The organism is Pseudomonas sp. GM33 (assembly GCF_000282295.1).
Classification (GTDB): domain Bacteria; phylum Pseudomonadota; class Gammaproteobacteria; order Pseudomonadales; family Pseudomonadaceae; genus Aquipseudomonas; species Aquipseudomonas laurylsulfatiphila.
Genome location: NZ_AKJO01000099.1, coordinates 1 through 12,161 on the forward strand (window position 1 = coordinate 1; position 12,161 = coordinate 12,161).

8 protein-coding genes are annotated in these 12,161 nt (G+C 62.0%); 4 read left to right on the forward strand and 4 right to left on the reverse strand.

What is annotated here, in order from left to right; genetic code table 11:
- Positions 1-375 precede the first annotated feature (375 nt).
- Positions 376-2,295 carry a tyrosine-protein phosphatase gene (locus tag PMI26_RS10865; protein WP_007976001.1) on the forward strand — a complete coding sequence of 640 codons (1,920 nt, stop codon included), beginning with the start codon at positions 376-378 and terminating at the stop codon, positions 2,293-2,295.
- A gap of 147 nt (positions 2,296-2,442) precedes the next feature.
- On the opposite strand, the gene PMI26_RS10860 is transcribed toward PMI26_RS10865, so the two are convergent.
- Both PMI26_RS10860 and PMI26_RS10855 read right to left on the reverse strand, forming a co-directional pair.
- Positions 2,443-3,396 (reverse strand): AraC family transcriptional regulator, encoded by a 954-nt coding sequence (locus PMI26_RS10860; RefSeq protein WP_007976004.1) that lies wholly within the window; start codon positions 3,394-3,396, stop codon positions 2,443-2,445.
- A gap of 286 nt (positions 3,397-3,682) precedes the next feature.
- Positions 3,683-4,135 carry a hypothetical protein gene (locus PMI26_RS10855; RefSeq protein ID WP_007976006.1) on the reverse strand — a complete coding sequence of 151 codons (453 nt, stop codon included), beginning with the start codon at positions 4,133-4,135 and terminating at the stop codon, positions 3,683-3,685.
- A gap of 318 nt (positions 4,136-4,453) precedes the next feature.
- Between PMI26_RS10855 and PMI26_RS10850 the strand changes: the two genes are divergently transcribed.
- Both PMI26_RS10850 and ppk2 read left to right on the forward strand, forming a co-directional pair.
- Positions 4,454-6,175: a SulP family inorganic anion transporter gene (locus PMI26_RS10850; RefSeq protein ID WP_007976008.1), complete on the forward strand. Its 1,722-nt coding sequence runs from the start codon at positions 4,454-4,456 to the stop codon at positions 6,173-6,175.
- Positions 6,176-6,233: 58 nt separating this feature from the next.
- A complete protein-coding gene (gene ppk2, locus PMI26_RS10845) occupies positions 6,234-7,052 on the forward strand; it encodes a polyphosphate kinase 2 (RefSeq protein ID WP_007976010.1) in 819 nt (272 codons plus the stop codon).
- 50 nt (positions 7,053-7,102) lie between these two features.
- Here ppk2 and speF read toward each other — a convergent pair whose 3' ends face one another.
- Entirely contained in the window at positions 7,103-9,286 is a 2,184-nt protein-coding gene (speF, locus tag PMI26_RS10840) for an ornithine decarboxylase SpeF (RefSeq protein WP_007976012.1), read from the reverse strand.
- A gap of 426 nt (positions 9,287-9,712) precedes the next feature.
- Between speF and PMI26_RS10835 the strand changes: the two genes are divergently transcribed.
- Positions 9,713-10,495 (forward strand): DeoR/GlpR family DNA-binding transcription regulator, encoded by a 783-nt coding sequence (locus tag PMI26_RS10835; protein WP_007976014.1) that lies wholly within the window; start codon positions 9,713-9,715, stop codon positions 10,493-10,495.
- 137 nt (positions 10,496-10,632) lie between these two features.
- Here PMI26_RS10835 and PMI26_RS10830 read toward each other — a convergent pair whose 3' ends face one another.
- Complete coding sequence (locus PMI26_RS10830; RefSeq protein WP_007976018.1) at positions 10,633-11,928, reverse strand: NAD(P)/FAD-dependent oxidoreductase; 1,296 nt, start codon at positions 11,926-11,928, stop codon at positions 10,633-10,635.
- Positions 11,929-12,161 lie beyond the last annotated feature (233 nt).

Consider the following 12,161-nt stretch of genomic DNA (forward strand, 5'->3'; position numbering starts at 1 on the left):
TCGGATCGCCGCACCGTCCCGTCGGGGCGCGAAGCGGCCCTGAAAATGGGACTGCTGCGCAGTCCAGCGGGAGCAAGCTCCCTCGCCACAGGTTGCTTATTGTTCGCTCTATCTCTTAAGTGCGCAGCATTACGCTGAAAGGCGGGTTTTTTGCGTCCGGCATTTGATCGCCGGACATTGCGCAGCACGTTTCCCACCCGGCCTGTCATGGGTTTTCGGCACTGAAGCTGGCCGCACACCGGGCCATGCACGGACAGAAAACGAGCCACCCGGACACATCGCGCAGTGATTTGCGTTTGCAGGCGATTTGTCATGTTCAGCGTCAATGCAATGTAGATATTGGTCAGCCCAACGTGATTCCAATGAGGCTGCATTGTGTTCCAACGACTTGTGTGTTCGCTGTCTATTTTGAGCCTGTCCATCGCTGCCGCCCAGGCGGCCGAGACTGTTCCCCTCAACACCCCACGCCTGAAGAGCATCGACAATTTCCGCGATGTCGCCGGTCTCACCACGGCATACACCACAGCCAATGACGGCACGATGCGTGGCGGGGTGTTTTACCGCTCCAATGCGCTGACGCCATCGGCGGCGGACCTGGCGACCCTCAACGGCCTGGGCATCAAGGCGGTCTACGACCTGCGCACGCCCACCGAGATCGCCGCCACGCCCGACACGATGCTCACAGGCGCGACCTACAGCAACATCGACATCATCGGCGGTTCAACGTCTGGCGCCAACGTCACCAACATCGCGTTCCACAGCGCCGCCGAAGCCACCGCAATGATGCAGGACACCAACCGTGATTTCGTCAGGAACGCGGGGATGCGCAGCGAGTTCAACCAGCTGTTCAATGAACTGGCCGCGGTCGACGGTGCCGCGCTGTTCCATTGCACCGCCGGCAAGGACCGCACGGGCTGGACCGCCGCTGTGCTGCAAAGCATCGCCGGAGTCGACGATGCCACCATCATGAGCAACTACCTGGCCACCAACGACTACACCGCCGCGCGTATCAAGGCGACCCTGGCAGCGATGCCACCAGGCATGGCGACAATCTATGGGCCGCTGATCGGTGTGGAGGCCAGTTACCTGCAAGCCGGGCTGGACCAGGTGACCGCGCAGTACGGCACCATGGACAACTACCTCAAGCAAGGCCTGGGTCTGTCCCAGGAAACCATCTACGTGCTGCGCGGCAAGATGGTGTTCTACAACAGCCTGCCGGGCGCGGCGGACCTGGCGGGCAACGCCGCGGCCGGCGCGCAATTGTTGCAGCAACTGCAGAACAGCAACCTGTCGGGCACCTACAGCGCCTACAACTACTACCTGCAATCGGCCATCGATGCGCGCAGCCTCGGCGGCGTCGAGTCCACCGTTGGCGGCCAGGTGCATGCCGACGCTGCCAGCTACCTGCTGCGCCAGGGCGCGATGATCGATCAGGCCGCTGCGCCCTTCACCCGCGGCACCGACCTCAAGATCGGGCAATATCGCCTGTGGAGTACCGCCCTGGCGGGGTATCTGGGCACCGACGGCTCCTCGCAGGCCTCCAGCAGCAACGAGCATAGCCAGGGCATGATGATTGGCCTGACCCAGCGCTTTTCCGAACAGCTCAGCGCCCATGCCGGCTTCGGCTACAGCCGCGGCAATGTCGGTGGCGCCGGTGGCGAGGCCGATACCGACCTGACCTTCTTCAGCGTCGGTGCCCGCTTTGCACCGAACGGGCTGGAGCGCGGCCTGTTTGTGGATGCCGATGCCAGCGCCGGTTATCTCGATTACGAGAGCAAGCGTGAACTCGGTGGCGGCCTGGGCACGGCCAAGGGCGACAGCCATGGCAACCTCACCGGCGCAACCCTGGCCGTGGGCTACCGGGTTCCGGTGAGCGGCGTGACCCTCGAGCCAAGCCTCGGTGTGCGGATCAGCCACGTCAATCTGTCGGGCTTCCAGGAAAAAGGCAGTGAGCTGGCGCTGGACGTCGATGGCATCCACGAGACCCGCAAGAGCGCGGTGGCCAACCTCAACGCGTCCTTTGCACCGGTCAGCCTGGGCGCCTGGCAACTGGTGCCGGGGGTGCAAGTGGGCTACGAGCATGTGCTGGGCGACCCTGAAGTCGACAGCGAAGGGCACCTGCTGGGCCTGGACATCGAGCAACAGGCCGCCTTCGACAACCGTGACCAGTTCACCGGTGGCGTCAACGTCATGGCCAACCTTGGGCCATGGAGCGTGGGGGCAGAAATCGGCGCCAGCGGTGGCGGCGACAGCCATGGCTTCAATGGCGGGCTGAAGGCCAGCTATCTGTTCTGACGGGCAGCCATTCACTGAAGATCCTTGTGGGAGCGAGCCTGCTCGCGAATACGTCGTCACATTCAACATCAGGGTGACTGACGCACCGCCATCGCGAGCAGGCTCGCTCCCACATGGGATCATTGCCATACCTGAATCCCCGAGGGTTCAGAGCATTGCTGAATCCATCGGCCGAGTTCGCACACCCTTTCTCACGTCTGCAGGACTGATACCGTAGGCACTCTGGAAATACTGGCAAAACCGCCCGACATTGCTGAAGCCGTATTGCAAGGCCACGTCTGTCACTGACGGCGCCGCCCCTTGGGACAGCGCGGCAAAGGCGCGCTCCAGGCGTACCTGGCGCTGATAGGCAACGATCGAAGTGCCCATGAAACGCTGAAAACCTTCCTGCAAGGCGCGCAGGCTGACATGGGTCAGTTGCGCCAGCTCCGTGCCGCTGGCCAGGTGGTCGGGGTGCGCCTGGATGTACTCGACCGCCAGCTTCACATGCCGTGGCGCTATCAGTGGGGAGGGGCGCCGGAGGGCTTCGGTGAAGTTGTGCGGCCAGGTTTCCAGCACCGCATCGACCAGCATTTCGCGAAGGCGCGAAGGCATCAGCGAACCGCTGTTGATCAGCAGGTCGAACTCGCTGCCCGTGGCCAGGTCGATCAATGCCCGGATGCCCTGCAAGGCCGATGCCTGCAGATCCACCACCGGTTCGAACTGCACCTTTTGCAGAATGGGTTTGCCCAGCAGTGTCGACAGGCGCTCGGTGATCAGCCGACGGCTGATCGAAATCCCGTGCTGTGCGTGGTTATCGACAAAGCGCGCCGAGCGGACCTCGGCCTTGTCGATCGCCAGGCCTATCTGCGAGAACCCTACCGACTGGGTGACATGGTTGAAGATGATCCTGCCGGCGGTAGGAATGACGAAAGTGATTTCATCCAGGGGCGCGGGAAAATCCACGGTGAAGTCGCCGCGATAGTGCATGCGCCGAAAACTGACACCTTCGTATCGGCCGTAGACCCCGCCGATGATGATGTTTTTCGGCGGTGGCGGGGAGTCGGCATACAGGTTGCCGAACAGGTTCGAGAACAACGCGCCGAAGTCGTCGCAGCTCATGTCGTTGGACCTGATGATGATTTGCTTGCGCGTCGTGCTTGCGTACACCTGAAGTGTCACCTTGAGCGGATGGGCAAAGCCCTGGTACAGGGAGCTGGCGATCGGAGATCGAGCGGATACGGTTCGGGAAAGCGTCAGGACGTTATCAGTGAGTAATGACAGGTTTGTGACCGGTTGCTGCTGTTGTCGTCGGCCCCCGGTTCCGTTCACCCGACGCCACCGCTCGCACCGGACAACCGGTGGCACGAGCGGTACCGGGGCGTGGGCTGGCCTGCACTGGCCGGGGCTATTTCACCGGCTCTGTCGCCTTGATGTCCCCGCAAAAGATATCGACGTTGCCATCGGTCGGAGCCGTTCGCACGACCACCGAATATTTGCCGTCAACCAGGGTTTGCAACGGCACGGGTGCGGTTCGGGTAAAGGACCAGCCGCGTATGGGTTGGCGTTCGGTGTTGACGGTGTCGTTCATCGCGTAGGCGACTGATCCGGGTTGCTCGCAGGTGCCGTTATTGATGAACGAGTAAAGGCGCAGGGGCAGGGTACCCCCGGTTGGAACACCGCTGATGAAGAAACTGAGCCCGGTTTTCTTGTCCCAGTCGGTCAAGGTGACGGTGCCGATCTGACCGGCGTTTTGCCGGGTGGCGACCAGGTTGACGTTCACGCCGTGGTGCGAGGAAGTGGCGCAGCCGAAAAGGCTGGCCGCGACCATGAGTGCTGCCAGAGAGGTCTTGAGCTTCATTGCCAAACTCCTGAGTTGAAGAACTGCAATGGGGGGAATTAGCGGGTATAGCTCATTTATCGCCCTCATGACGTCGTCCATATAAGGCTTTCCATTTTTGCGCGCAGATGCTGGGGCGTCTTACTCCTTCTTCAACCAAGTGGCGGCGTGGCGGTGCAAACCGGCTACATTTGTAGTCGAGCCCGCGTGGATTGGCGGCGGGCACGCGCACTTCGATGCCGATGAAGGTTTGCAGTGGTTACGCGTGCAGTTAACGGATTGTGCGGTCAGTTGAGCCCACTCATCATCCGCACGGACGATTTGCGACTGGAGTGACTGATGAATCAACTAGGCAGCGATCCGCAAGTGCGGAACCCTGGCACTCCACAACGGGGTACCTTGCGCAGCCTGTTGATCCCGGAGTGGCTCGACAGCTATCGCCCGGACTGGCTGCGGGGCGATGTGGTCGCCGGGCTGACGGCAGCGGCGGTGGTCATTCCCAAGGCGCTGGCGTACGCCACGATTGCCGGCCTGCCGGTGCAGGTCGGGCTGTACACGGTGCTGGTGCCGATGGTGATCTATGCCGTGCTCGGCACGTCGCGTCCGCTCAGTGTCAGCACCACGACCACCCTGGCCATTCTCGCCGGCTCCGCACTGGGCCAGATCAGCCCCGATGGCGATGCGGCGACCCTGCTCGCCGGCTCCGCCACGCTGGCCTTGATGGTGGGTGCGATCCTGATCGTCGCGGGGTTGCTGCGCCTGGGTTTCGTCGCCAATTTCATTTCCGAACCGGTGCTGGTGGGGTTCAAGGCCGGCATAGGCGTCGTCATCGTGCTCGACCAGTTACCCAAGCTGCTGGGCACCCACATCGACAAAGGCGGCTTCCTGCACAACCTGGTGGCCACGGTTCAGAGCATCCCGCATGCCTCGCTGCCGACCGTGGCGGTCGGGGTATTCATGGTCCTGCTGCTGGTCGGCATGAAACGCTTTACACCGCGCCTGCCCGCACCCTTGATTGCGGTGGCACTGGGCATCCTCGGCATGCGCCTGCTTGGCCTTGAGAGTCTTGGTGTGTCCGCCGTCGGCGTGGTGCCGATCGGATTACCCGCGCCGACCCTGCCGCTATGGTCGCTGGCCGAAACCCTGTGGCCTTCGGCGATGGGCATCGCGCTGATGAGTTTCACCGAAACCATCGCCGCGGGACGCGCGTTCGCCCGCAGTGACGAGCCTGCGCCACAACCGAATCGGGAGCTGCTGGCCACTGGCGTTGCCAACATAGGCGGTGCGTTTCTCGGGGCCATGGTCGCGGGTGGCGGGACCACGCAAACGGCGGTCAACCGCCTGGCCGGCGCCCGCTCGCAACTGTCCGCACTGATTACCGCTGCACTGGCATTGGGCACTTGTCTGCTGCTGGCACCGCTCATTGGCCTGATGCCCAATGCCACGCTCGCCGCCGTGGTGATCGTGTATTCGGTGGGCTTGATCGAGCCGGCGGAGTTTCGCGAGATCCTGTCGGTTCGCCGTACCGAGTTCGCCTGGGCCGTGGTCGCGATGATCGGCGTGATGCTGCTGGGCACGCTGCAAGGGATCGTCGTGGCGATCATCGTCTCGTTGCTGGCCCTGGCCTATCAGGTCTCGGACCCACCGGTGCATGTCCTCGGGCGCAAGCCCGGCACCAATGTGTACCGGCCGCCGTCTGCCGAACACGCCGACGACGAACACTTTGACGGGCTGCTGTTGCTCAGGCCCGAGGGGCGGGTGTTCTTCGCCAATGCCGAGCGCATCGCCGAGAAAATCCGGCCGCTGATCGATGCGGCGACACCCAGGGTCGTGGTCCTGGACCTGCGCAGCGTGTTCGATCTGGAATACACGGCCCTGAAAATGCTCACCAGCGCCGAGCAGCGCATGAGTGAGAAAGGCATTTCACTGTGGCTGGTGGGTATGAGCCCCAGCGTATGGGACATGGTCATCAAGGCTCCCTTGGGCCATACGTTGGGTGAGGCACGCATGTTCCTGAACCTGGAACTGGCGGTTGAACATTACCAGCGCAGTCGGCGCTGAATGAATGCGGCCGGGTGCATGCCGGACGCTGTGTGACGCATTGAAGGAGATAACGGGCATGGCAAAGAAGAAGACGGCAACGAAGAGCAAGCCGGTTGAAAGCGGCAAGCTCAAGAACAAGGTGTATCTCGAGGAGCTGGCGCGGCTGCATGTCGAGATGGTCAAGCTGCAAGAGTGGGTACAGCACTCGGGCGCCAAGGTCTGCATCGTCTTCGAGGGCCGTGATGGCGCCGGCAAGGGCGGGACCATCAAGGCACTGACCGAACGGGTCAGCCCGCGGGTGTTCCGGGTGATCGCGTTGCCGGCACCGACCGATCGGGAAAAAAGCCAGATGTACGTGCAGCGCTATCTGCCGCACATGCCGGCGGCCGGTGAAGTGGTGATCTTCGATCGCAGTTGGTACAACCGCGCCGGTGTCGAGCGGGTCATGGGGTTTTGCACCGACGAACAGGTGCGCACCTTTCTCGCCGTAGCGCCGCGCGTCGAGTATGCGCTGGTCGAGTCGGGCATCATCCTGATCAAGTACTGGCTTGAAGTGAGCCCGGAGGAGCAGACCCGACGCCTCAAGGCGCGCATCACCGACGGGCGCAAGATCTGGAAGCTGTCACCGATGGACCTCAAGTCCTATAACCGCTGGTACGACTACTCCCGTGCCCGGGACGACATGTTCGAGGCGACCGACACCGAGTTCGCCCCGTGGCGGGTCGCCAACTCGAATGACAAGCGGCGGGCGCGACTGAACATCATCAGTGATGTGCTCAGCAGCATTCCTTATGAGGAAGTACCGCGGGCGAAAGTGAAACTGCCCAAGCGCCAAAGTCCCGGCAACTATCGGGATCCGAACTATCCGTTCAAGTACATCGCGGAAAAATTCTAGAACGATGCATTGAGCAGGAGCCGGCCCACACCAGCTCCTGCCGCATGCCATCAAGCCTTGATCACATACCCATACGCCCGGGTACGACCGCCTTCCTGCTTCAGGTACACCCCTTGCAATTCCGGCGTGAAGCCGGGCAAGCGGTTGATGCCTTCCTCCAGCGCCAGGAAGTATTTCAGCACCGCGCCCCCCCAGATTTCACCGGGCACCACGCAGAGCACCCCCGGTGGATAGGGCAACGCACCTTCAGCGGCGATACGCCCGTCGGCATCAGCCAGCGCCACCAGTTCGACGTTGCCGCGGATGTACTCGATTTGCGCTTGCTGCGGGTTCATGGCCTTTTTCGGGAAGTGTTCCTTGCGGAACATGTCTTTCTGCAGTTGCTGCACGTTGTGGTGGCGATACAGGTCGTGCATTTCCTGGCAGAGCTGGCGAATGGTGTAGTTGCGGTAGCGCTCCTCGTGCTGGCTGTAGATCGCCGGCAGCACCCGGCTCATCGGCGCGTCGTCGCTGATGAAGCGTTCGAAGCGGGCGATCTGGGCGGCCAGGTGGGTCATCTTTGCCCAGTCTTCGGCCGGGGTGAGCAGGAACAGGATCGAGTTGAGGTCGCATTTTTCCGGGACGATGCCGTTCTCGCGCAGGAAGTTGGCGAGGATGCCCGCGTGAATGCCGAAGTCGGTATAGCTGCCGTCCACCGGGTCGATGCCCGGCGTGGTGAACAGCAACTTGCACGGGTCGATGAAGTACTGCTTCTCGGCGTAGCCACCGAAGGCGTGCCAGCGGTCCTTGGGATGGAACTCGAAGAAGCGGATGTCGTTGGCGATGTCTTCGGTTGGGTAGTCTTCCCAGGCGCGCCCTTCGATGGTGTCCGGCACGAACGGGCGGACCATGGTGCAGGCTTCGAGAATCAGCTTGCGCGCTTCGATGCCGAACTTCACGCAGTCTTCCCACAGGCGCAGGCCGCTGCGGCCGGAGTGGATGCGGGCATTCACATCCAGCGAGGCGAACAGCGGGTAGAAGGGGCTGGTGGAGGCCTGGGCCATGAAGGCGTTGTTGAGCCGGTGGTGGTTGCAATAGCGGGCCTGGCCCTTGATGTGCCGGTCTTTCTTGTGCACCTGGGAGGCCTGGGAAAAACCGGCCTGCTGTTTGTGCACCGATTGGGTGACGAAGATGCCCGGGTCGTTTTCGTCAAGGTCGAGCAACAGCGGCGAGCAGTCTTTCATCATCGGGATGAACTGCTCGTAGCCGACCCACGCCGAGTCGAACAGGATGTAGTCACACAGCTTGCCGATGCGGTCGACCACTTGCCGGGCGTTGTACACGGTGCCGTCATAGGTGCCCAACTGAATGATCGCCAGGCGGAATGGCCGTGGCAGTTGGGCCTTGTCCGGGGCGACTTCGGCAATCAGTTCGCGCAGGTAGTCTTCTTCGAAACAGTGGGCGTCGATGCCGCCGATGAAGCCGTAGGGGTTGCGCGCGGTTTCCAGATACACCGGCGTAGCCCCGGCCTGCAGCAGCGCGCCCTGGTGGTTGGACTTGTGGTTGTTGCGGTCGAACAGCACCAGGTCGCCCGGGGTCAGCAGGGCGTTGGTCACCACCTTGTTCGAGGCCGAGGTGCCGTTGAGCACGAAGTAGGTCTTGTCGGCGTTGAACACTTGCGCGGCATGTTTCTGCGCCAGCAGCGCCGGGCCTTCGTGGATCAGCAGGTCGCCGAGCTTGACGTCGGCGTTGCACATGTCGGCGCGAAACAGCGTCTCGCCGAAGAAGTCGAAAAACTGTCGGCCGGCCGGGTGCTTGCGAAAGAACTGGCCGCCCTGGTGACCGGGGCAGGCAAAGGTCGCGTTGGCGGCTTCGGTGTAGTGCTTGAGGGCGTCGAAGAAGGGCGGCAGCAGACTGTCTTCATAGGCTCGGGCCGCTGTTTCCAGTTGGTTGCCATGGTACTCGGCGTTGGCGCGGGTGAGATCGAAAATGCCGTTCACCTGCAGCAGAACGTCCGTCAGGTGCTTATAGACTTCCCGGGGACGGTTGGCTGAATCCGGCGAGGCCACCAGGAATATCGGAATGTCGAAACCGGTGCGCTGAATGGCACCCAGGGCGCCGGCCATGACGTCATTCACAGACACCACCGCCACGGCGACGTTGGTGAAATCGGTCTGGCTGAGCGCTACCACTTCCCGAGCGTTCTTGAAGCTTGCGGCGGCGCCATCGCTGGCGGCTATTTTCAGGGGTTTCATCGTGGCGTCTCCAGGCGGGCACTCAATTGTCCGCAACTTTTTAAGAGATCAACTTCCGAGGGAGCCTTCCAGTTCCCCAGCATCGGAAATCGTGTCACCACTGGTTATAGAGCATTTTCCTGATCTGTCAGCCTTTTACCGCGACCTTGCACATCTTGACGCCTCACGACCTTTTGGTCAGGCGTGTACCAGCGCAATGGTGAACGAGACCACGATCATGCAGGCAAAGGCAAAATTGATATTCATGAGGTTTCCATCCAGGACATGAGCGACGGCGCCATCTTGAACAGCTCTCGGGAAAATAAAAAATTCGCTGTAATGATTTGAAAGATCGAAAAAAATGATACCGGGCCGGTTCGTTGTTTTTGCCGGGGGTTGCGGATACTCTCATGCAACACGCAGTTACACGCATAAACGGGCAAAAACATGCAAGACAACCATTCGGCTGCCGAAATGCCGTCAGTGCGCCGGCAAAAAATCCTGTTGATCCTCGAGCGTGACGGCAAGGTCATGGCCTCGGAGTTGAGCCAGCATTTCGCGGTGTCTGAAGACACCATCCGCCGCGATCTGGCGGAACTGGCCAGTGCCGGCCTGGTGCAGCGGGTGCACGGCGGGGCGTTGCCGCGGCCCAAAGACACGGGCAAGGACTATTTCACCCGGATCAGCGAAACCGATGAGGTGAAAACCCATCTGGCGCAACTGGCTGCGCGACGGGTGCAGGACGGTCAGATCGTGGTGTTCGATTCCGGTACCACCACCTTGCAGATCGCGCGTTCGCTGCCGGCGGACATCGCCATCACCGCGATCACCGCGTCGCCGATGACGGCCATTACCCTGTCCGAATACAAAGGCATCAAGGTGATCCTGGCCGGCGGCCAGCTGAACCCGGCGACGATGTCGGCCAGCGGCCACGAAACCCTGCGGCTGCTGGCGGGCATCAAGGCCGATCTGCTGTTTACCGGGGTCTGCGCGATTCACCCGCAGGTGGGCTTGAGCTCACTGCACTTTGATGAAGTGCCGGTGAAGCAGGCGATGCTCGATTGTGCGTCCCATGTGATTGCCGTCACCACCGCCGATAAGCTGGGCGCGGTGGAGCCCTTTGTCGTCGCGCCTTGCAACCGTGTGCACACGCTGATCACCGAACGGCATGTGGCGTCTGGCAATGTCGAGGACTATCGGGTGTTGGGGGTTGAGGTGGTGCAGGCTTGAGCTTTTTTTGCTGGCAGGTGTGTTGAATGTGCCGGCCCCTTCGCGAGCAGGCTCGCTCCCACAAGGGTTGTGCAAATCCTTGTGGGAGCGAGCCTGCTCGCGAAGGGGCCAACACAAACAACATCAATGCAGGGGGCTCAGCGCAATCGCTCAAGCATCTGGTAGTACCACATCCCGGCGGCCAGCATCGGGTTGCCCAGCAGGTCGCCCATGGGCACGCGGATGTGTTGGCAGGCGGCAAAGGTGTCGAACTGCTCCATTTGGCCTGTGATCGCGCGGCTCATGATTTCACCCATGATGTGGGTGGTGGCGATGCCGTGGCCGGAGTAGCCCTGGCAATACCAGACGTTGTCCGACAGCTTGCCCAGTTGCGGGATGCGGTTGATCACGATGCCCATCGCGCAGCTCCACTGGTAATCGATGGCCACGCCTTTGAGCGCCGGGAAGGTCTGCTCGATGCACGGACGCAGCTCGGCGGCGATGTCGCGTGAATCCTTGCCGCTGTAGTTGGCGCCACCACCGAACAACAGGCGACCGTCAGCGGTGAGGCGGTAGTAATCGAGCACGAAGCGGCAGTCGTAGACCGCCAGGTCTTCGGGGTTGATCTGCCTGGCCAGATCGCCCAGCGGCGCGGTGGTGACGATGCCGCCCATGGCCGGGAAAATCTTGCCCTTGAGCTTGCCCGGTTCCAGCTTGTGGTAGACGTCGCCGGCCAGCAGCACCTGATTGGCGTCGATGTGCCCGTGGGCGGTGCGTACGCCAGGGCTCTTGTGAAGGCCATCGCCATGGATGATCTCCAGCACTTCGCTGTTTTCGAAGATCAGCGCGCCCAGGCTTTCGGCTGCGCGGGCCTCGCCAATGCACAGGTTGAGCGGGTGCAGGTGCATGTTGCGGGTGTTCTTGATCGCGCCGTGGTAGAGGTCGCTTTGCAGCAGGTCGCGCACCTGGCTGCGGTCGAGCAGGCTGACTTCATCACCCATGCCACGGCGCACCGCCTCGTCATAATCCTTGCGCAAGCCGTCCATGTGCGCGGGTTTGTACGCGGCGTGCAGGTGGCCGTGCTTGAGGTCGCAGGCGATGCCGTATTTTTCCACGCGCTGCCGGATGATCTGGTGCCCGCGCCAGCGCAGGTTCCAGATGAAGTCATCGACTTCATCGCCAATGGTGCGGCGCATCTGTTTGCGCATGGCCTCGTCGCCCGACAGGCTGCCGGTGACCTGGCCGCCATTGCGCCCGGTGGCGCCCCAGCCGATCTTGTGGCTTTCGACGATGGCGACCTTCAGGCCTTTTTCCGCCAGCTCGACGGCGGTGGCCACGCCGGTGAATCCGCCGCCGATGATCACCACGTCAACCTTGTGCCGGCCTTGCAGCGTCGGGTAATCGGTGTCCTGGTTGAGGGTGGCGGTGTAGTAGGAATTGCAACGTTGAGTCATGTCGGTGTCCACGCGAAATTGAAAGAAACTCAATGCCAGTCAGTCAAAGTGCGCAACCTGTGGGAGCGAGCCTGCTCGCGAATGCGGTGTGCCATTCACCATTGATGTCGAATGACACTCCGCGTTCGCGAGCAGGCTCGCTCCCACAGGGATTGCAAGCGCTGAGCAGGGATAGCGAAAGGAAAGGGCTCGCCGATCAGGCGAGCAGGGCGCTATCCGGCGGACGTGCGGAG